This is a genomic window from Burkholderia sp. AW33-5 (genome assembly GCF_053427615.1).
This window is the reverse complement of record NZ_JBSAXA010000013.1, coordinates 1-19,783: the sequence shown is the minus strand read 5'-3', so window position 1 is coordinate 19,783 and position 19,783 is coordinate 1. Positions and strand designations below refer to the sequence as shown.

At 68.9% G+C, this 19,783-nt stretch carries 17 protein-coding genes; 12 read left to right on the top strand and 5 right to left on the bottom strand.

Features of this window, described 5'->3' with window-relative positions:
- The first annotated feature begins 43 nt into the window (after positions 1 to 43).
- The 3 genes from ACV22V_RS20490 (at position 44) to ACV22V_RS20480 (ending at position 4,078) form a co-directional block, all read left to right on the top strand.
- Positions 44 to 1,069 (top strand): DedA family protein/thiosulfate sulfurtransferase GlpE, encoded by a 1,026-nt coding sequence (locus tag ACV22V_RS20490; protein WP_448015340.1) that lies wholly within the window; start codon positions 44 to 46, stop codon positions 1,067 to 1,069.
- A 438-nt stretch (positions 1,070 to 1,507) separates the two neighbouring features.
- Positions 1,508 to 2,890: an amino acid permease gene (locus tag ACV22V_RS20485; protein ID WP_059690052.1), complete on the top strand. Its 1,383-nt coding sequence runs from the start codon at positions 1,508 to 1,510 to the stop codon at positions 2,888 to 2,890.
- Positions 2,891 to 3,142: 252 nt separating this feature from the next.
- The gene (locus ACV22V_RS20480) at positions 3,143 to 4,078 is read left to right on the top strand and encodes a universal stress protein (protein ID WP_059700346.1); all 936 of its coding nucleotides are present in this window, start codon (positions 3,143 to 3,145) and stop codon (positions 4,076 to 4,078) included.
- Between the two features lie 473 nt (positions 4,079 to 4,551).
- On the opposite strand, the gene ACV22V_RS20475 is transcribed toward ACV22V_RS20480, so the two are convergent.
- The gene (locus ACV22V_RS20475; RefSeq protein ID WP_448015490.1) at positions 4,552 to 4,962 is read right to left on the bottom strand and encodes a hypothetical protein; all 411 of its coding nucleotides are present in this window, start codon (positions 4,960 to 4,962) and stop codon (positions 4,552 to 4,554) included.
- A gap of 562 nt (positions 4,963 to 5,524) precedes the next feature.
- On the opposite strand from ACV22V_RS20475, the gene ACV22V_RS20470 reads away from it, so the two are divergent.
- Positions 5,525 to 5,779 carry a DUF3562 domain-containing protein gene (locus ACV22V_RS20470; RefSeq protein ID WP_059690056.1) on the top strand — a complete coding sequence of 85 codons (255 nt, stop codon included), beginning with the start codon at positions 5,525 to 5,527 and terminating at the stop codon, positions 5,777 to 5,779.
- Positions 5,780 to 5,997: 218 nt separating this feature from the next.
- A complete protein-coding gene (locus tag ACV22V_RS20465) occupies positions 5,998 to 7,797 on the top strand; it encodes a methyl-accepting chemotaxis protein (RefSeq protein WP_059690057.1) in 1,800 nt (599 codons plus the stop codon).
- A gap of 54 nt (positions 7,798 to 7,851) precedes the next feature.
- Here the strand turns inward: ACV22V_RS20465 and ACV22V_RS20460 are convergent, their stop codons facing one another.
- The gene (locus ACV22V_RS20460) at positions 7,852 to 8,889 is read right to left on the bottom strand and encodes a sigma-54 interaction domain-containing protein (RefSeq protein ID WP_059525412.1); all 1,038 of its coding nucleotides are present in this window, start codon (positions 8,887 to 8,889) and stop codon (positions 7,852 to 7,854) included.
- Between the two features lie 330 nt (positions 8,890 to 9,219).
- Here ACV22V_RS20460 and ACV22V_RS20455 point away from each other — a divergent pair, with 330 nt between their 5' ends.
- Both ACV22V_RS20455 and ACV22V_RS20450 read left to right on the top strand, forming a co-directional pair.
- Entirely contained in the window at positions 9,220 to 11,187 is a 1,968-nt protein-coding gene (locus tag ACV22V_RS20455; protein ID WP_448015338.1) for a PAS domain-containing hybrid sensor histidine kinase/response regulator, read from the top strand.
- 100 nt (positions 11,188 to 11,287) lie between these two features.
- Complete coding sequence (locus ACV22V_RS20450; RefSeq protein ID WP_448015489.1) at positions 11,288 to 11,917, top strand: DUF4142 domain-containing protein; 630 nt, start codon at positions 11,288 to 11,290, stop codon at positions 11,915 to 11,917.
- A gap of 7 nt (positions 11,918 to 11,924) precedes the next feature.
- Here ACV22V_RS20450 and ACV22V_RS20445 read toward each other — a convergent pair whose 3' ends face one another.
- From ACV22V_RS20445 to ACV22V_RS20435, 3 genes are all read right to left on the bottom strand, one after another.
- On the bottom strand, positions 11,925 to 12,425 hold the full coding sequence (locus tag ACV22V_RS20445) for a PRC-barrel domain-containing protein (protein ID WP_448015336.1): 501 nt from the start codon (positions 12,423 to 12,425) through the stop codon (positions 11,925 to 11,927).
- A gap of 66 nt (positions 12,426 to 12,491) precedes the next feature.
- Positions 12,492 to 12,923, bottom strand: a complete 432-nt coding sequence (locus ACV22V_RS20440) for a CBS domain-containing protein (RefSeq protein ID WP_059525418.1) — start codon at positions 12,921 to 12,923, stop codon at positions 12,492 to 12,494.
- Between the two features lie 340 nt (positions 12,924 to 13,263).
- The gene (locus ACV22V_RS20435) at positions 13,264 to 13,512 is read right to left on the bottom strand and encodes a hypothetical protein (RefSeq protein ID WP_448015334.1); all 249 of its coding nucleotides are present in this window, start codon (positions 13,510 to 13,512) and stop codon (positions 13,264 to 13,266) included.
- 141 nt (positions 13,513 to 13,653) lie between these two features.
- Between ACV22V_RS20435 and ACV22V_RS20430 the strand changes: the two genes are divergently transcribed.
- The 5 genes from ACV22V_RS20430 (at position 13,654) to ACV22V_RS20410 (ending at position 19,741) form a co-directional block, all read left to right on the top strand.
- A complete protein-coding gene (locus ACV22V_RS20430; protein WP_448015488.1) occupies positions 13,654 to 13,953 on the top strand; it encodes a hypothetical protein in 300 nt (99 codons plus the stop codon).
- Between the two features lie 300 nt (positions 13,954 to 14,253).
- Positions 14,254 to 14,565: a hypothetical protein gene (locus tag ACV22V_RS20425; protein ID WP_044843100.1), complete on the top strand. Its 312-nt coding sequence runs from the start codon at positions 14,254 to 14,256 to the stop codon at positions 14,563 to 14,565.
- 206 nt (positions 14,566 to 14,771) lie between these two features.
- Complete coding sequence (locus ACV22V_RS20420) at positions 14,772 to 15,650, top strand: MipA/OmpV family protein (protein WP_059690225.1); 879 nt, start codon at positions 14,772 to 14,774, stop codon at positions 15,648 to 15,650.
- Between the two features lie 99 nt (positions 15,651 to 15,749).
- Entirely contained in the window at positions 15,750 to 17,444 is a 1,695-nt protein-coding gene (locus tag ACV22V_RS20415) for a VRR-NUC domain-containing protein (protein ID WP_448015332.1), read from the top strand.
- Positions 17,441 to 19,741, top strand: coding sequence for an ATP-dependent DNA helicase (locus ACV22V_RS20410; RefSeq protein ID WP_448015331.1), 2,301 nt, complete (start codon positions 17,441 to 17,443; stop codon positions 19,739 to 19,741). The genes ACV22V_RS20415 and ACV22V_RS20410 overlap by 4 nt, the downstream gene beginning before the upstream one ends.
- Positions 19,742 to 19,783: the final 42 nt, after the last annotated feature.

The following is a 19,783-nucleotide window of genomic DNA, read 5'->3' as shown; positions in this document are numbered from 1 at the left end:
CCGCCTCCGTCGCACGGTCAGCATGTCTTCCAGGAGCGCCGCCGTGTGGCACTTTCCCATTGCGATTCCCTCGTCGCTCGGCCCGTGGGCCGTGTTCGCGAGCGTACTGATCACGCAGCTCGGCGTGCCGGTGCCGGCCGTGCCGATGCTGATCCTCGGCGGTACGATGGCGGCGATGGGGCAGGCGTCCTGGACGAGCATGTTCGCGGCGGCGATCGGTGCGACGATGCTTGCCGATTCGCTGTGGTTCTTCATGGGCCGCACGCGCGGCCGGCGCTTGCTGAACGGGCTCGTGCGATTCTCGCTGTCGCTCGACACGACGCTGCGCTTCGCGCGTAACGTATTCGAAAGATACGGCGCGCCGCTGCTCGTCCTTTCCAAATTCCTGCCGGGCCTCGGCCTCGTGTCGGCGCCGCTGCTCGGCACGACCGCGATCGGCATCGGCGTGTTCCTGTTCTGGGATCTGGCCGGCGCGTCGCTATGGGCTGCGTTCTGGCTCGTCGGCGGCGCGGCCGTGCATGACCAGATCGTGCAGTTCGTGCTGTGGGTGCGCGCGAGCGGCGGCACGATCCTCGATGCGTTCCTCGCGATCTTCATCACGTTCCTGTTGTACCGCTGGGTGCGCCGCGTGCAGTTCCGCCGCTACCTCGCGCAGGTGCGCATCTCCCCGCCGCAGCTCGTCGAAATGATGACGTCGAGCGAGCCGCCGCTGATCTTCGATGCGCGACCGCGCGCGATTCGCGAACGCGAGCCGTACCGGATCGCCGGTGCGGTGCCGGTCGATCTCGATTCGCCGGACCTGCTGGATCCTGAGCTGCTGAAGCGGCCGATCGTCGTGTATTGCGTGTGCCCGAACGAGGCCACGGCGAAGCGTCTGATCGCGAAGATGCAGCGCAAGAAGATGATCCACAACATCCGCGCGCTGAAGGGCGGCCTTGATGCGTGGGAAAAGCACGGCTACCCGGTCGAGCCGCTGCCGGCCGATCTCGATTCATCGCGGTATTTCGTGCGGCCGGAACATGCGACGCTCGCAGGCGAATATACGGTGCGGGCGACGTTGTCGAAATAAATCGTGCGCGGGATTCCGCGCACATCCCGATTTCACCTCCGCTTTCACGCTTCGCATTCCCGCTAAAATCGGCTGGCGAGAAACCACCGATTATTCTTATAATCCCGCCTGCATATTGCGTGCGCTTGATTGCGCACATTCGACGTGCGTTCGTTCGCACCGAAAGCGATTGATCCCGTTGCTGCCCGTCACGCGCACATCCGCGTCGCACGGGCTAGACGGGCGTATTCCGTGAAAGGCCGATCCGTTTTCCGGATTGTTCCGGAAAATGCCGATAATCAGCGGCGATTCCAATCGGAGTGACGCAGTATCCGCAACGTTTTTCATCCGGAAAACGCTGGCGGGATTTTTCGTTTTCGGTTGCCGGAATCGGCATGAACGGCCGCGCATTGACATCCACAATGACGGCGGCCCGTTCGCGGCTGCCAGGAGACGGACTTGAAACAACCAGAAGACCAGCTGCACCGCGGGCTGGAGGAGCGACACATCAACCTGATGGCGCTCGGCGCGACGATCGGCGTCGGCCTGTTCCTCGGCTCGGCCACCGCGATCCGCACGGCCGGCCCGGCCATCCTGCTGACCTACCTGCTGGGCGGAATCGCCATTTTCCTGATCATGCGCGCGCTCGGCGAAATGGCGATCTCCAATCCGGTCGCCGGCGCGTTCAGCCGCTATGCGCGCGACTACCTCGGCCCGCTCGCGGGCTACCTGACCGGCTGGACCTACTGGTTCGTGTGGATCGTCACCTGCATGGCGGAGATCACCGCGGTCGGCGTCTACATGCACATGTGGTTCCCGGGCGTGCCGAACTGGATCTGGGCGCTCGCGGCGCTCACGGCGATGGGCGCGGTGAACTTCATCGCGGTCAAGCTGTACGGCGAATTCGAATTCTGGTTCGCGCTGATCAAGATCGTCACGATCGTGCTGATGATTGTCGGCGGCGGCCTCATGATCGCATTCGGCATCGGTAACGGCGGCGTCGCGACGGGCATCTCGAATCTGTGGGCCCATGGCGGCTTCATGCCGAACGGCATCGACGGCGTCATCGGCGCGCTGCCGATCGTGATGTTCGCGTATCTCGGCGTCGAGATGCTCGGCCTCACGGCCGGCGAGGCGCGCAATCCGGAGAAGTCGCTGACGAAGGCGGTGAACTCGGTATTCTGGCGCGTGCTGATCTTCTACATCGGCGCGCTGTTCGTGATCATGTCGCTCTATCCGTGGGACCAGATCGGCACGCAGGGCAGCCCGTTCGTGATGACGTTCTCGCGGCTCGGGATCCCGGCCGCCGCCGGCATCATCAACTTCGTCGTGCTGACCGCGGCGCTGTCGTCGTGCAACAGCGGCCTGTTCAGCACCGCGCGGATGCTCTACAACCTCGCGCAGCAGGGCCAGGCGCCGGCCAGCCTCGGTCGCGTGAACCGCAACGGCGTGCCGGTGTACGGCGTCGCCGTGTCGGTCGCGCTGCTGCTGATCGGCGTGCTGCTCAACTATCTGGCGCCGCAGCAGGTGTTCACGTGGCTGACGTCGGTGTCGACGTTCGGCGCGATCTGGACGTGGTGCGTGATCCTGATCGCGCAGATGCGCTTTCGCCGCACGCTGTCGGCCGACAGGATCGCGCGCCTGCCGATCCGCGTGCCGTTCTATCCGCTCGGCTCGTTCGTCGCGCTCGGGTTTCTCGCGCTGGTCGTCGTGCTGATGGCATTCACGCCGGACACGCGTGTCGCGCTCGTGATCGGCCCGGCGTGGATCGTGCTGCTCGGCATCGCATACGCGGTGTTCTACGCGAACCGCGCGGGCGCGCCCGCGTCGACGAAGTCGTAAGCGGGCAGGGCAAAAGTCGCCGCGGCGCACGCCACGCGTGTGCGCGCCGCGCATCGCGGCCCGCACGGGCATTGATTACGATCATGCACGTGCGGGCCGGACGACATATGCTGTCTGAATCGCTTGTCCGCGCTTCGCGTGGCCGTCCGCCGATCCCTGCGACCGCGTCGGCCGTTCGTCCGCCGCGCGCCGCTGCCCGCGCGAAGCTCCGGTCGTCGTCCGCGACGACGCGTCCGCCAGGAGATCTTCGCCATGCCATCCAGCCCGACCATCCCGCCGCTCGCCCGAATTTCGCTGGCCGTCGACCTGACGCCGGAATCGCTGGCCGCCGCGCGCTACATGCGCACGCTGCTGCGTCCCGGCATGCAGGTGCGCATCGTCTGCGCGATCGACAATCCGCGTCTCGTGCTGCCCGATATTCCGCGCGTCGACGCGCTGCTGACCTCGGCGCGCGAGGAGATGACGCGCGAGGCGCAGGCGACGCTCGAGCGCATCGCGGCGCTGTTCGCCGGGAGCGGCGCGGAGATCGAGCAGGTGATCATCGATACGTCGGTCACGGGTGGCACGGTGGCCGATGCACTCGCGAACGACACGTCGGCGTCGCGCGCCGACGTGCTCGTGGTCGGCGCCAATCCGCACCATGGGCTGTTGCGGCTCGTCGAGGGCGCGGTGTCCGACACGCTGGCCTCGCGCGCACGCTGCGCGCTGCTGATCGTGCCCGCCGACTACACGCGGCCGTCGGAGGGGCCGCTGCAACGCCTGATGTTCGCCGTGGACGGCAGCGAGCCGTCGCTGCATGCGGTGCGCGTCGGGCTCGGCTTCGCGGCGCCGACGACGCTGCTGTATGCGGCCTATGTCGTCGATCGGGCGGTTCGTCTGACGGATCTCGTGCCGGTGCGCGCGCTCGAGGATGCGTATCGCGCGGAGGGCGAGGATGCGCTGGCGCGGGTCGGCCCGCTGTTCCATGCAATGGGGAATCCGACCAAGCGCGGCATCGTCGAAACCCGTCCGACCAGCGACGACGTCGCCCATGCATTGATGCGCGACGCGGTGCACTGGCATGCGGAGCTGCTGGTGGTCGGCACGCACGGCCGGCGCGGCATCGCGGCCTGGCTGATCGGCAGCGTGGCGCGCCGGATCGCGCATCTCGCGCAGGTGCCGGTGCTGCTCGTGCGCGGCGCGGAGTGAACGTCGCGACGCGATGGTGGCGAAGCGGCCTTTCATTGACCTGCATCAGAATCGCCGTGCACCTCGCATGAGATAGTGACAGAACGTCCGTCTGTCTTGTTTTGGGGCGCGACGATTCGATACGTCGGGTCCAGAACCGCGCGGACGGGCGCATATCCGACGCGGTTGCTCGCATTTCAACCGATTTCCGGCGCCGTGCCACGCAGCGCGTGGCGCATCGGCCGATCACGAACTCTCTGGCGCGAGGGTAGGCAGCCGACGGCTGCCTTGGAATGACGGACGGGGTGATTTTCACCCCGTCCGCTTCCTGGCCCCCGTGCAGACTACTTTCCCCGCAGGTATTTTTGGTCGATGTCGCCGTGCGGAACGGCGTGTGGCGGCATGCGATGCGCCGTCGCGCGGTCGCCGCCGATTGAGGTGACAGCCGTTGCAGCCATCGCGCGGCCTCGTGCCGGGTCGGCTGCGTTCGGCGTTTACGCGATGCGAGGCGCTCGCAGGTCGTGCCGACTACGGCCGCCGCGGCATCCGCGTGCGCGCCGACGCGCGCCATTCAGCCGTCCTCGTCCGCCCGACGTGCGATTGCGCAGCCGTGGCCAGCCGGGGCGCGCCTTGCGGCGCGGCCTGACGACGACCGGTGCGTCGGCACGGGCCCGCGCGCACAGGGCGGCGGCGAAGCGCTGCAGCGCGAGCACCGACCCCATGACGCTCTGGTACTTCTCGCGGCCGATCTGCCCGTCGAGCGTGACGAGCAAGCCCGATTCGCGCGCGAGCGCGAGTAACGCGTCGAGATCGTCGGGCGGGCGGATTGCGACCGGAACGGAATGCGCGGACAGCATGCGCGTGCGCCGCTGTCCGTCCCGCGCCGGGAAGTTGCGATGGGCCATGATGGTCTCCTGCGCCCGACCCCGCGTGCCGGCTCGATGGCCTGCTGAGCGATGACCGGGTATGAACGCTTCGTTCATGACGTCAGTATCCGCCGCGCAGGCCGCGCTGCCAATCGGCGCGCGCTGAAGTCGCTGTCAGACATTGCGTGCGAGGTATCAGAATCCGCTGACAAGAACGGCCGGCACGCGATGTGCGGCGCCCCGATCCGGTGCATTCGAACAGACGAATCACAGCCGGCGAGCGTCGCTTGACGCAGGATTTCGGACGGTCTAAGTTTCCGAGTGCATCGCCGTCGCGCGACGGTTCGTCGTCCGCGCGATCGGCGATGCCGCGCCTCGGGGAGGCGTGGATAATCCTTCCAGTCGTTCGCGGGCCACGCGCGCCGCGAATCCTGCGCACGGGCCGATCCAGCGACGGATCGGCGCGGCGGCACGCAACGTGCCGTTGATCGCGCGCAAACACGCTTCGGCGCATCGTACGCCGGGCGGCGATCCAGTCTCTAATCTAATCTTCCGGTAAGTCGTCTTTTCCTTTCGTTCCTCGACCGTCAGGAGCCCGTCGATGTCACAGGACAATCTGCTTGATGCTTTGAAGGCCGTCGCCGAAGCGCGCGCGATCGGCGACGACCAGTTGCGCACGATGCTCGACGACGAAGTGCGTGCGTTGTCGTCCGATGCGCGCGTGCACGACTACATTCACGTGTTCGCGATCCGCCACTTGCGGGAACGCATGCGCAGACAGGACGACCTCGAGCGCGACACGCCAGCCAGTACGCCGAACCGGGAGCCGGATACGAATACCAGTCGCCGTCTGTGAAAGGGGGCCGGCTGCGGCCGGCGCCACCACCGCCGACGCGCCATGCCGCATAGGCAACCGCCGCGCGCAAGCTTGCGGACAACGCCCCTGCGGCCGTCGGCGTTTTTCGTCATACGTTTCATCGAATCGACACAACAGGCTCAAGTAAGCGGCGCGAATGCCGTTTACCCGGTGAATCCGTCCACCGGGCGTTCGCGCTCCCTTACCGAGTCGTTGCCATGTTCTCGTCCATCCGCACCCGCATTCTTGCAGCGTGCGTCGCCATCGTCGTATTCGCGCTCGTCGCCACCACGCTGATCAATTACTTCATCGCGCATGCGTACAACGACGATGCGATCGACCGCAACCTGAAATCCGTCGCCAGCGGCCACGTGGTCGGCATCGGCGACTGGGTCGCGACCCGGAGCCGGATGATCGCGTCGCTGCAGGACGCCGCGCTGTCGCCCGATCCGCTGCCGGTGTTCAAGCAGATGGCCGCGGCCGGCGGCTTCACGAACGTCTACGCGGGCTATGCGGACAAGGTGTTCCGTTTCTCCGACCCGACCGGCATCCCGCCCGACTACGACCCGACTGGCCGCCCGTGGTACAAGCAGGCCGCACAGGCCGGCAAGCCGGTCGTCACGCCGCCGTACGTCGATGCCGGCACCGGCAACCTGGTCGTCACGTTCGCGGTGCCGATCCTGCGCGACGGCGCGCTGAAGGGCGTCGTCGCGGCCGACGTCGCGATGGACAGCGTGATCGCGAACGTGAAGTCGATCCGGCCGACGCCCGCGAGCTTCGGGATGTTGATCGACAGCAGCGGCCACGTCGTCGCGCATCCGGACGCGAAGCTCACGCTGAAGCCGGTCGCCGACGTGTCGCCCGACCTCGGCGCCGTGAGCGCCGCGTCGCTGGCCGCGGCCGTCGCGCCGGTCGAGGTGCAGGTGGGCGGCGATGCGAAGCTGGTGCGCGCGCAGGCCGTGCCCGGTACCGACTGGTACGCGCTGGTCCTGCTCGACAAATCGGAAGCGACGGCAGGGATGCGCTCGCTGCTGACCGCGTCGCTGATCACGCTGGTGGTGATCGTCGGCGTCGCGTCGCTGATCGTCGGCGCGATCACGGCAACCGCGTTCCGCCGCCTGTCGCAGGTGCGCCAGGCGATGGCGTCGATCGGCTCGGGCACCGGCGACCTGACGCAGCGCCTGCCGGCCGAAGGCCGCGACGAGGTGGCCGACATCGCGCGCTCGTTCAACAGCTTCGTCGACAAGCTGAACGACGTGATGCGGCAGATTCGCGATGCGAGCGAATCGGTGCGCACGGCCGCGAACGAAATCGCCGCGGGCAACCAGGACCTGTCGTCGCGGACCGAATCGGCGGCGGCGAGTCTCGAGCAAACGGCCGCATCGATGGAAGAGATCACCGCGACGGTCGGCCAGTCGGCGGCCGCCGCCGGCCAGGCCGACGAACGGGCGGCCGCGGCGTCGCGGATCGCGTCGCACGGCGGCGTGGTCGTATCGGACGTCGTGTCGACGATGGGGAAGATCGAGGAAGCGTCGGGCCGGATCGGCGACATCATCGGCGTGATCGATGGGATCGCGTTCCAGACCAACATCCTCGCGCTGAACGCGGCCGTGGAAGCCGCGCGTGCCGGCGAGCAAGGGCGCGGTTTCGCGGTCGTCGCGCAGGAAGTGCGCAGTCTCGCGCAACGCAGCGCGCAGGCCGCGCGCGAGGTGAAGGTGCTGGTCGAGTCGACGGTGGCGAGCGTGTCGGCCGGGTCGGGGCAGGTGCGTCAGGCCGGCGACACGATGCGCGAAATCGTGTCGAACGTCGCCAACGTGACGACGATCATCTCCGAGATCACGCACGCGGCGAACGAGCAGACGCGCGGCATCCAGGAAGTGAACCGCGCGGTCACGCAGCTCGACGAAATGGTGCAGCAGAACGCGGCGCTCGTCGAACAGTCGACCGCGGCCGCGACCGCGCTGCAGACGCAGGCGAACGCGCTCGCGACGACGGTCGGGCAGTTCAAGGTCGCGTGACCTGCATCGGTTGATGCAGGTCACGCGCGCCACGCGCGACGCCCTCGGCGATGCTCAGCCGTTGCCGCCGTCGCGCATCAGCGCCAGCCGGTTGTAGAGCGTTTTCAGGCTGATGCCGAGCGCTTTCGCCGCTTGCGGCTTGTTGCCGTCGAAGTGCTGCAGCGTCGCCGCGATGAAACGCTGCTGCGCGTGGTGCAGCGTCGCGCCGAGCGGCAGCGCCATCGCATCGTCCGACGTATGGTCGGGCAACATCGTCGGCTTCGGCAGCGCGACGTCGATGCCGTCGTCCGCGAGGATGTACGCGCGCTCGATCGTGTTGTGCAATTCGCGCACGTTGCCGGGCCACGAATACGCGCGCAGCGCGGCGATCGCCGCGTCGGTCAGACGCTTGTGCGAGTGGTGCCGCACGTTGAGCACATCGACGAACTCGTGCGCGATCGCCTCGACGTCGCCGCTGCGCTGGCGCAGCGGCGGCACGTACAGCGCGAACGCGGCGAGACGATAGAACAGATCCTCGCGCAGCCGGCCGTCGCGCACGGCTTCGGCGGGATTGTGGCGGGTCGCCGACACGATGCGCACGTCGAGCGGAATCGACTCGGTGCCGCCGACCCGCACGATCGTGTTCGATTCGAGCGCCCGCAGCAGCTTCACCTGCAGCGACGCGGGCATCTCCGCGATCTCGTCGAGCAGCAGCGTGCCGCCGAACGCGGCTTCGAAGAATCCTTCACGTTGCGCGATCGCGCCGGTGAAGCTGCCTTTCTCGTGACCGAACAACTGCGCTTCGGCGATGTCCGCCGGAATCGCGCCGCAGTTGACGGGGACGAACGGCCCGTCGCGTCGCGCGCTCAGGTCGTGCAGCCGCCGCGCGACGATATCCTTGCCGACCCCGCTTTCGCCGGCAATCATCACGCTGGCGCGGGTCGGAGCGATTTTCTCGATACGGCCGAGCAGCGTGCGCATCGCCGCGGAGCGGCCGGACAGCCGGCGCGCATCGGCGCGTTGCTTCGGACGGTTTGCGGATTCGGCCATAGGCGTCAGCGGGCCGTTTTGAAAATCGGCACCGCGCATCCCCTTCTTTGCAATATCTATCATCGACAGCGAAACCGCACGGAAGGTGCCGCGATTTAGAAATTTCCAATGCCCGGTGGGATGACGGAAGAAATACGCGATCGCTGGGGCACGATGCCGCCGCCGATGCTTTTTTACAGCCGACGAATGAGAAATTGAAAGATATCGGCCATCGCGTTCGCCGCAAGCACGGCAGGCCGCTGAGCGACGCGGCGCGACGGCACGCACACCCGACCTTGCCGCGAAGTCGCCGGGCGCGATGCGGCGGGTACGCGCATTGCGGCGTTCATAGGCTCGCCCGGTCCGCTCGGCGGCATGCCTTCGAGCGACGGTCGCAGGCGATGCAGGGAAACGATGAGAACTTTTACCCGCGAGCTGTTTCGGCAAGGCGCATGGGTCGCGCTGGCCGTCGGGCTGGCGTCCGCGCTGCAGGCGTGGGCGATTCACGTCGTCGGCATGCGCGAACCGTTTGCACCGCTGCCTTTGTACGTCGGTGTCGCGGCTGCGGCCTGGCTGACTTCGTTCGGCGGCGGTCTGGCGGCGACCGCCGCGAGCGCGGTCGTGATCGGCGCGTTGTGGTGGCGCGACATGTCGCTGCCCGCGCTGCTCATGCGGGCCGGCGTCTTCGCCGCGATCGGCTTCGTCGAGTGCATGCTCGTGCTGGCCGTCAAGCCGCTGCTCGCGAGCGACCGGCTGCGCGGGGCCGACGATGCCGACGGGGATGACGCGCGCACGCCGAGCCGCGAACCGGCGCCCGCGCCGCGCGCACTCGACGACATCCTGCTGCGCCGCGTGGTCGAAGCATCGCCCGACGCGATCGTCGGCGTCGACGCCGCACGGCGGATCACGAGCTGGAACCCGGCGGCGCGGCGCCTCTTCGGCATGGAGGTCGCGGCGGTGATCGGACACGACGTCACCACGCTGATCGCGCCGCGCTGGCTGCGACTGCATCCCGTTCCCGCATCGTTCGCGAACGCGCGTGCGCCCGCCGGCCCGCTCGACGTTCTGTGCGTGCGGCGCGACGGCGGCCGGTTTCGCGCGACTTTCGTAGCAGCGCCGATCGTCGACGCGCAAGGCAACTGCACCGGCCTGTCCATGACGCTGCGCGAGGCGCGCGAACGCCGCCGCGACGAGCGGCGCTATCTGCGTTCGCTGCGCGGCGCGCGCGACGCGCGCGTGCAGGCCGACGAATCGAACCGGTTGAAGGACGAACTGCTGGCCACCGTGTCGCATGAATTGCGCACGCCGCTCAATGTGATCTACGGCTGGGTCGAGGTGCTGCGCAACGCCGAGGGCCAGAGCTTCGCGCACCAGGCGATCGACGCGATCGATCGTAGCGCGCGGTCGCTGTCGCGGATGGTCGGCGACCTGCTCGACGCGTCGTCGCTCGCGACGGGCCGGATGCGGCTCGAACGCACGCCCGTCGATCTGGTGCGCGTCGTGAACGAGGCGGTGCGCGAGCTCGGCGCGACCGCGGAGGCGAACGGGCTCGAACTGTCGACCGCGTGCGCGATGTCCAACTGCGTGATCTACGCGGACGGCGAGCGCATCCGTCAGGTGCTGTCGAACCTGCTGTCGAACGCGATCAAGTTCACGCCGCCGGGCGGCCACATCAAGGTGTCGCTGACCCGGGCCGGCGCGCGCGTGCGGCTGTCGGTCGCCGATTCGGGGCAGGGCATTTCCGCGGAACGCCTGCCGCATCTGTTCGATACGTTCAACCGGCCGGAAGGCGCGTCCGCGTCGCCGAAGCGCGGCCTCGGGCTCGGCCTGTCGATCGTGCGCAACATCGCGCGGCTGCATGGCGGCGAGGTTGCGGCCACGAGCGAAGGCGCCGGGCGCGGCACGACCGTGACCGTCATGCTGCCGGTGGAATGGGGCGCGGACAATCTGACCGGCCAGCCGTTACGGCCGAGCGGCGCGTCGACGGCGGTCGCGCTCGACGGCCAGCGCGTGCTGGTGGTCGACGACGACGCGACGTCGCGCGCGAGTCTCGCGGCGGCGCTCGAAACGCTCGGCGCCCAGGTGTCGACCGCACAATCGGGTCGCGACGCGCTCGACGTGGTGGCGCGGCAGCGCCCGAGCGTCGTGCTGTCCGATCTCGCGATGCCGGACGGCGACGGCTTCTGGCTGCTCGACCACATCCGCCATTTGCAGAACGGCAGCGGGCGTCTGCCCGTCGTCGCGGTGACCGCGCACGCGGGCACGGCGGACCGGAACCGCGTGATGGCTGCCGGCTTCGACGCGTATCTGTGCAAGCCGGTCGACATGCCGACGCTGGCCAGCGTGATCGTCGACGTGGCGGGCGCCGGACGGCACCGCTGACGCACGGCGGCCTCCGCAACACCCACCGGGAGGCACGATGAAGCGATCGAACAACACGCGGCGCGACGACGCCGGCGGCAAGCCGGCGCGCGCCGGGCGCATGCCGTTGAGCGTGCGGATCTCGTTTGCCGGCAACGCCTGCTTGCTGGTGTCGGGCGTGCTCACGGCGTTCTGCGCGTCGGCATTCACGCCGGCGCATGCGCAGGCGCCGCCTGCATCGTCCGTTCGTGTCGCGCCGGGCGTCGTCCGTCCCGGCGAGACCGCCGACGAGGCGGACATGACGCGGCGGCCCAACGGCATCGACGCGGAATTCGTCGACAAGGCGGGCATCGTCGGCAAGACGGAACTGCAGGCGAGCCAGCTCGCGCTCGATCGGTCGTCGAATCCGGACGTGAAGGCGTTCGCGCGCCGGATGATCGACGATCACGGTCGCGTCGCCGCGGAATTGCGCCGGCTCGGCGCGCAAAAAGGCTTGCCCGTGCAGACGCGCATGCTGGTCGATCCGGCGCTGACGGCACTGCGAACCATGAATGGCGACGCATTCGACAAGGGGTACATCGCGCTGGCGGGACCGAACGCGCACGAGGCGGCGATCAGGCTTTACGAAGCCGAAGCGCGCAACGGCCACGACCCGCAGCTTCGCGCGTTCGCGGCCGACACGCTGCCGACGCTGAAGGCGCATCTGGGCGCCGCGCGCGCGCTCGAGCGTTCGATCGCGGCCGCGCACTGATCCGCGATCAGTGCCGCCGCGTGTCGTTCTCGGGGCCGCCCGGCGACGCCTCGTACGGCGGCGAGTCGAGCGCCGTTTCGCCTTCCTCGATCAGCCAGTACGGCGACGCGCCGTAATGCGCGTGCAGCGCCTCGGCCCACGCGGGATCGGCCATCGTCGGCCAGCGGTCCTTCTCGAAGCCCGGTGCGTCGCGCACCTGCTCGGTCGGCACGGGCAGCACGAAGCAGCGGCGCTCGATGTCGAGCGTCAGCACGCTCCACGGCACCGCGAGCAGCTTGTCGCCGATCCCGGCCAATCCGCCCGACGACACGACCGCGTACGCGATCCGGCCGGAGCGGATGTCGAGCATGATGTTCGTGATCTTGCCGATGTCGTCGCCGTCGATCGTCAGCACGCGATCGTTTTCCAGCGTGCCGGCGGCCATTACGTCCGGCCCCAGCCCGCCGGCCGAACGGCCGCGGTCGCCGACAATGCGCGCCTGCGTGCGCGACGGTCTGTCCGTTGTCATCGCTTTTCTCCTGGTCGAAGCGGCGCGGCGCATACGGCGCGCGGGCAGCGCGGTTGGGGTGGCCGCTCAGCGGCGGCGCGGCAGGGACACATCCTCGAGCGTATTCGCCAGCTCGTCGCGTGCCGGGCCGCCCGCGCGCGTCGCGATGTCGCCGAGCGACACCATCCCGACGATCTGGTGGTTGGCGTCGAGCACCGGCATCCGGTGCAGCTGTATGTCGGCCATCCGCTGCTGCACGTCGCCGACGCCATCATCCTCGACGCACCATTGCACCGGCGCCGATGCGACCACTTTCACGGGGGTATCGGGCGGATGCCCGTGCGACAGCGCGCGTATCGCGAGGTCGCGGTCCGTCACGATCGCGACGAGCCCGCTGCCGTCGCACACCGGCAGCACGCCGATGTCGAAGCGCTGCATCAATTCGGCTGCATGGCGAATCGTGTCGGTGGGCGCGACGCACACTACGTCGCGCGACATGATTTCATTGACGCGATACATGAACGCCTCCTTCGTGAGGGAGACGATGCGGAAGCAGGACGCGTGCCGCGTGCAATCGACAGGCGCGGGACCTGCGCGGCCGTGCCACGGAGAAATTTGCCAGCCGGGTTGTACATCTTCCACGGCGGCAGCCGTGGCCGGGCCGCCTGCCGCGCTCAGTGGCCGACCCCCGTCATCACGACGATGGCGAGGACCAGCGCACTCTCGATCGCGGCCAGCGCTGCGACGCCCGCGGCGCCGCTGACTTCGTGCCATGCACGTTCAATGCGTTTCATCAGTTCACTCCGGTTGTGCCGGCCCGTCGCCACGCTGCCGCGCATCGCGGGCCGGGGTGCCGCCGTCAGCCGTGATCGCGGGGCGGTGGCGGGGCGTCGGGCGCGCGACGGTCGCGTTCGCCGAACGGCTTGCCGGGGTCGATGCGGGTCGCGCCGCCGACGGCGGGCGGATCGCTGGCCGGGAATGTCTCCTCGAGCCCTTCGTCGATGCGTTTCTCCGTCTTGTCTTCGGACGGCTTGCGCGACGCGGCCAGAGAGAGCGGGCCGGCAGCCGGTGACACGGCGCTGCGGCTGCCGGGGGCGGATGCGGTCATGATCGAACCTCCTTACGGGTACGACGGCCGCAAGCGCCGTGCCCGCGCGGCAGGGGCGGCATGACGCTTGCAGTCGTCGGGGCGGCCGGACGGGCGCAGATGCGGGCGGCCCGCCGCCGGTGTGGACGAGAGGACATCGTGATGATTGAACCCAGGAAAAGGATACGTTACGACGCGAACGTGTGCGGCGGCGATTTCCGTGATGTGCGCAAACGGTTCGACACGTGGAAGCGTGAATCGCGGATCCATCGGCCCGAGCGGCGCGTGTTCGACGGGAAGGACGAAGTCCGCGAGCTGAACCATACCGTCTACGCGGGGCCGGAAAGCGCGCAGCGGGCGCTGGTCGCGCGATGCGCGCCGTCCGATCCGTTCGCGCTCGCGGTGCGGCTCGCCGCCGAAGGGCGCACCTTGTGGCTGGTGATGGCCGCATACGACGCATGACGGCGTGCGCGGTTGCGCCGCCGGGCAGGCACACCGGTTGCGTGCGCTCGCCGCGCCAATCGACACGCGCGAGCCGCCGCGCAGGAGTGACATGAGCATGCGATCCATGCTGCACCGACCCGAGCCGACGCCCGACGTCGATCCCGACCCGGCGCTGCCCGAGCACGACGATCCGTTCGATCCGCCCGTGCCCCCGGGGCTGCCGCAAGGCGATCCGCCGTCGCAGCCGCCGCCGATGCGAATGCCGGGCGGGCGCAGCCAACCACGGCCGGCCGCGCGATCACTGAAAGGAGGACCATCATGGACATTCACGTGCAATCGCCCGACAAGCGCGCGATCGCCCAGGTGCTGGGCCGCTATTTCGAGTCGCGTTCGCTGCGCTATCACATCGAGGAGCTGCCGGGCGGCGTGCTGCATATCGGTTTTCGCGCGAGCGGGCGCCCGGTCGCCGTCACCGTGTCGTTCGACGACACCGCCTACGACACCTACACGCACTGGGACGCGAGCCAGAAGCAGCTCGCGCTCGGGCGTCTCGCCGACGGCTTCTCGCGCATGATGGCGAAGCGCAGTCCGGCCGCGCTGGCCGGCGACTATCACGTCGAGCGTTTCTGATTCCGCAATCCTGCGCCCGTTCGTACCGGAAACCGGCAAAGTGCCCGTGCTCAACGGGCGCTTTGCGGCTACGCGCGCGTCGCGTAGGATGTTCACAATTCAGCGCACGCTACGTTCGCGCCGTCGGCTGCCTGCCGTTGCAGCCGATCGGGATGCGACGCGCTTTCCCTCAGGTTCGTTTCATGCAACCGACGGAGACCGCCTTGATGACCGTTGCCCGCCCGTTGTTGTCGCCCGGCGCTCGCCGGTTCGTGTCCGGCCTGTCGGCCTTCGCCGCGCTCGCAGCGGCGGGTGCGCGCGACGCGTCGGCGCAGACGCCTTCGCCGCTCGGCGAATGGCAATACTCGGCGGGCGTTCCGCTGCAGAAACTGTTCAGTCCGACGGTCCCGACGTGGCAGGTCAGCGTCGGCGCGGCGATGACGCTCCAGCCGCGCTATGCGGGTTCCGACCGCTACCGCGTGATGGGCGGCCCGAATGTCGACGTGCGCTATCGCGACCTGTTCTTCCTGTCGACGGGCGAGGGGCTCGGCGCGAACGTGCTGCGCGGGCCCAACTGGCGCGTGAGCCTGTCGGTCGGCTATGACCTCGGGCGCCGCTCGGCCGACGACCTCGACCACCTGAACGGGCTCGACAACATCAACGCGGCGCCGGTGATGAAGCTCGCGGCCGATTACGTGATCTCGAAGGAATTTCCGCTCGTGCTGCGCGCGGATGTCCGGCGCAGCATCGGCGGCTCGAACGGCTGGGTCGGCGATTTCTCCGCGTACATGCCGATGCCGGGCAGTAACGAACACTTCTTCTGGTTCGCCGGGCCGACGGTGTCGTTCGCCGATTCGCGCTACATGAACAGCTGGTTCGGCGTGAACGCAGGGGCGTCCGCCCGTTCGGGGCTGCCGACCTATTCGTCGGGCGCGGGGATGAAGTCGTTCGGCGCGGGCGTGACGATGGTCTGGTTCATCGACAAGCACTGGTTCGTGACGATGGACGGCGCGATCGAACAGCTCGTCGGCCGCGCACGGCGCAGCCCGGTCACGCAGCAGTCGACGAACGGCGTGTTCGACATGTCGGTGAATTACCAGTTCTGATCCGACCGGCGGGGGCAGCCGTGCGTGGCGCGGCATGCGGCATTTTTCGTCACATTTGATATGATTCCGACCTGTACAAACGTACAGTGATCGATCCCCGTGACGCCTGCCTCGCCGACGCCCCCGGCGTTTTACTACCTGACCAATTTCGAACGCGCGCTGGCCTGGCTCGGCGAGCGTTACGACGACCTGCTCGATGCGCGCGAACACGCGTTCCTTCGGGATTTCGCGCAGCTGCCGAAAGCGTCGCGCGCGTTGCTCGTGCGGATGCTGATGCGCAGCGGGTCCGACTTCCGCGCGAGCAAGCTCGTGTACGACGAGATCGGCAGCACGCTCGACGCGGCCGCGCCGCTCGTCGAGCTCGGCTGGGTCGATCCGGCGCCCGCGCTTACGCTCGACGAACTGTTCGCGCTGTCGACCAAGGCCGAGCTCCTGAAGGTGTTCCCGTCGCTCGCCGCGCACGCGGGCGAGCGCAAGCCCGACTGGCTCGAGCGGCTGCGGCCCGCGCATGACGTGGCGCAGCCGCTCGACGCATGGTGCGCGCAGGCCGACGATCGCGTGCTGCGCGTGACGGTCGGCGCGCTGTGCGACCGGCTGCGGTTGATGTTCTTCGGCAATCTTCATCAGGACTGGAGCGAATTCGTGCTCGCCGATCTCGGCGTGTTCCAGTACGAAAGCGTGCCGTTCGCGCCGTCGTCGCGCGCGTTCCAGCAGCGCGACGACATCGAGACGTATCTTGCGCTGCAGACCTGCCGCGAAGCACTCGATGCGTGGCCCGACGACCTGCCGTTCGACGCGCTGCTGCAGGCGATCGACGCGGTCGGCTGCGTACAGCCGTGGCTCGCGACGCGCCGCGCGAAGCTGCTGTTCGCGCTCGGGCAGACCTGCGAGCGCCGGGCCGACTGGACCGCCGCGCTCGACGCGTATGCGCGCAGCGCGTGGCCGGGCAGCCGGCACCGGCGCATTCGCGTGCTCGAACGCTGCGGACGCGACGACGATGCGCTCGCACTGGCGCTCGACGCGCGCAGCGCCTTCGAAAGCGACGAGGAGCGTCAGCGCGTCGAGCGGATGCTGCCGCGCCTGCAGCGCCGTCTGGGGCAGCGGGTCGAACGCGCGGGCAGCGCGCCGGACGTGCCGCGCGAGACACTCGTGCTCGCGCGCCCCGACGCATTCGTCAGCGTCGAATACGCGGTGCGCGACCACCTTGCACGGCCCGACGCGCCGGTTCACTACGTCGAGAACACGCTGATCAATTCGTTGTTCGGGTTGCTGTGCTGGGAGCCCGTGTTCGCGGCCGTGCCCGGCGCGTTCTTTCACCCGTTTCAGCGCGGCCCGGCCGACCTGCACGCGCCCGATTTCGCGGTACGCCGCACCGACGCATTCGCCGCGTGTTTCGCGCAACTCGATTCGGGTGCGTACCGCGACACGATCCGCCGGCACTACGCGACGAAGACGGGGCTGCAATCGCCGTTCGTCTTCTGGGGCGTGCTGACCGACGAACTGCTCGACGAGGCGCTGGCATGCCTGCCGGCCGAGCACCTGCGGCTGTGGTTCACGCGCCTGCTCGCGGATATCCGCGGCAATCGCTCCGGGCTGCCCGACCTCGTCCGTTTCTGGCCCGGCGAGCGGCGCTACGAACTGATCGAGGTGAAGGGCCCCGGCGACCGGCTGCAGGACAACCAGACGCGCTGGCTCGCGTACTGCATCGCGCACGGCATGCCGGTGCGCGTCGTCGATGTCGAATGGGCGGGCGCGGGCGTCCGCCAGGACGAGGCGGCGGGGTTGTCCGCATGAGCTATGTCGTCGCGGTGCGGGCGATGTGCGAGTTCACCGCGCGGCGCGGCGATCTCGACTTGCGCTTCACGCCCGCGCCGACCGCGCTCGAAGGCATCGCGGGTCATGGCGCCGTCACGTCGAAGCGCGGCGCACGCTACGAAACCGAGATCGCGCTGACCGGCACGTGGGGCACGCTCACCGTGCGCGGGCGCGCGGACGGCTACGATCCCGTCGCGAACCGGCTCGAGGAGATCAAGACCTATCGCGGCAGCCTCGACGCGATGCCGGCCAATCATCGCGCGCTGCACTGGGCGCAGGCGAAGGTCTATGCGCACCTGATGTGCGACGCGCGCGGCCTCGCGGAAATCGACGTCGCGCTCGTGTATTTCGACATCGTGTCGGAGCGCGAGACCGTGCTGACGGAGACGCTCGGCGCAAGCGCGCTCGCCGCGTTCTTCGCCGAGCAGTGCGCGTGCTTCGTCGGCTGGGCCGAGCGCGAGACCGCGCATCGCGCGGCGCGCGATACGGCGCTGCGTGCGCTGACGTTTCCGCACGGGCAATTTCGCAGCGGTCAGCGCGAGCTGGCCGTGTCCGTCTATCGGGCGGCGCGCGACGAACGCTGCCTGATGGCGCAGGCGCCGACCGGCATCGGCAAGACGCTCGGCACGGTGTTCCCGCTGCTGAAGGCGTGCGGCGAGGGCGAGCTCGATCACGTGTTCTTCCTGACGGCGAAGACGCCCGGCCGGGCGCTCGCGCTCGAAGCGGCGACCACGCTCGGCGCCGGCACGCCGGCGCTGCCGCTGCGCGTGCTGGAGCTCGTCGCGCGTGACAAGGCGTGCGAGCATCCGGATCGCGCGTGTCACGGCGAATCGTGCCCGCTCGCGCAAGGCTTCTACGATCGGTTGCCGGCGGCGCGCGACGCGGCGATCGGCGCCGGGCTGCTCGATCGCGACACCGTGCGCGAGGCGGCCCTCGCGCATGACGTCTGTCCGTACTACCTCGCGCAGGAGCTTGCGCGCTGGTCGGACATGATGATCGGCGACTACAACTACTACTACGACGGCAGCGCGATGCTGCATACGCTCGCGCAGCAGAACCAGTGGCGCGTCGGCGTGCTCGTCGACGAGGCGCACAACCTGCTCGATCGCGCCCGCAAGATGTACAGCGCATCGCTCGACCCGTTCGCGTTCGCGGCCGCGCGCGAAGCCGCACCCACGGCACTGCGCAAGGCGTTCGACCGGCTCGCGCGCGCGTGGGGCGCGCTCAATCGCGCACAGGCCGAGCGCTACGCGGCGTATCCGGAGATTCCGGGGCCGATCGTGACGGCCGTGCAGAACCTCGTCGCGGCGATCGGCGAACACCTGACCGATGCGCCGCGTGCGAACGGCGATGCGCTGTTGCGCTTTCATTTCGAGGCGATCCAGTTCGGTGTGCTCGCCGACGCGTTCGACAGCGCGTCGATCTTCGACGCGACGCTGCACGGCGAGCCGCTGCCGCGCCAGTCCGGGCTCGACGGCGTCGCGCCGGCCGCGCGACGGCGCCGTATCCAGTCGACGCTGTGCGTGCGCAACGTGATTCCGGCCGGCTTTCTCGCGTCGCGCTACGAAGCCGCGCGCGCGACCGTGCTGTTTTCCGGCACGCTGAGCCCGTTTCATTTCTATCGCGACACGCTCGGACTGCCGGCCGACACGGGCTGGCTCGACGTCGACGGGCCGTTCCGCGCCGAGCAACTGACCGTGCGCGTCGCGAGCCACGTGTCGACGCGCTGGCGCGACCGCGACCGTTCGCTCGAACCGATCGTGGACCTGATCGCCGCGCAATATGCGACGCGGCCCGGCAACTACCTCGGGTTTCTCAGCAGCTTCGACTATCTCGGGCGCGTCGTCGCGCTGATGCAGACGCGCCACCCGGACGTGCCCGTATGGGCCCAGGCGCCCGGCATGGCCGAAAGCGAGCGCGACGCGTTTCTCGCGCGCTTCGACGCGGGCGGGCGCGGGGTCGGCTTCGCGGTGCTGGGCGGGGCGTTCTCGGAGGGCGTGGATCTCGTCGGCGAGCGGCTGATCGGCGCGTTCATCGCGACGCTCGGGCTGCCGCAGGTCAACGACGTCAACGAACAGATGCGGCGCGCGATGGAGGCGCGTTTCGGCAACGGATACGACTACATGTATCTGTACCCGGGCTTGCAGAAGGTCGTGCAGGCGGCCGGGCGCGTCATCCGCACCGAACACGACGAGGGCGTCGTGCATCTGATCGACGATCGTTACCGGCGGCGCGAGGTGCGCGATCTGTTGCCGCGGTGGTGGCGGATCGGGTGACCTGCCGGACGGGCGTCGTGCGCCCGCTTGCGCGAATTCCTA

Bases quoted from the DNA above. Each gene is read 5' to 3' on its own strand.
- ACV22V_RS20480 (WP_059700346.1), top strand. From the start codon at position 3,143: ATGCCATCCAGCCCGACCATCCCGCCGCTCGCCCGAATTTCGCTGGCC.
- ACV22V_RS20475 (WP_448015490.1), bottom strand. From the start codon at position 4,962: ATGGCCCATCGCAACTTCCCGGCGCGGGACGGACAGCGGCGCACGCGC.
- ACV22V_RS20470 (WP_059690056.1), top strand. From the start codon at position 5,525: ATGTCACAGGACAATCTGCTTGATGCTTTGAAGGCCGTCGCCGAAGCG.
- ACV22V_RS20465 (WP_059690057.1), top strand. From the start codon at position 5,998: ATGTTCTCGTCCATCCGCACCCGCATTCTTGCAGCGTGCGTCGCCATC.
- ACV22V_RS20460 (WP_059525412.1), bottom strand. From the start codon at position 8,889: ATGATAGATATTGCAAAGAAGGGGATGCGCGGTGCCGATTTTCAAAAC.
- ACV22V_RS20455 (WP_448015338.1), top strand. From the start codon at position 9,220: ATGAGAACTTTTACCCGCGAGCTGTTTCGGCAAGGCGCATGGGTCGCG.
- ACV22V_RS20450 (WP_448015489.1), top strand. From the start codon at position 11,288: ATGCCGTTGAGCGTGCGGATCTCGTTTGCCGGCAACGCCTGCTTGCTG.
- ACV22V_RS20445 (WP_448015336.1), bottom strand. From the start codon at position 12,425: ATGACAACGGACAGACCGTCGCGCACGCAGGCGCGCATTGTCGGCGAC.
- ACV22V_RS20440 (WP_059525418.1), bottom strand. From the start codon at position 12,923: ATGTATCGCGTCAATGAAATCATGTCGCGCGACGTAGTGTGCGTCGCG.
- ACV22V_RS20435 (WP_448015334.1), bottom strand. From the start codon at position 13,512: ATGACCGCATCCGCCCCCGGCAGCCGCAGCGCCGTGTCACCGGCTGCC.
- ACV22V_RS20430 (WP_448015488.1), top strand. From the start codon at position 13,654: ATGATTGAACCCAGGAAAAGGATACGTTACGACGCGAACGTGTGCGGC.
- ACV22V_RS20425 (WP_044843100.1), top strand. From the start codon at position 14,254: ATGGACATTCACGTGCAATCGCCCGACAAGCGCGCGATCGCCCAGGTG.
- ACV22V_RS20420 (WP_059690225.1), top strand. From the start codon at position 14,772: ATGACCGTTGCCCGCCCGTTGTTGTCGCCCGGCGCTCGCCGGTTCGTG.
- ACV22V_RS20410 (WP_448015331.1), top strand. From the start codon at position 17,441: ATGAGCTATGTCGTCGCGGTGCGGGCGATGTGCGAGTTCACCGCGCGG.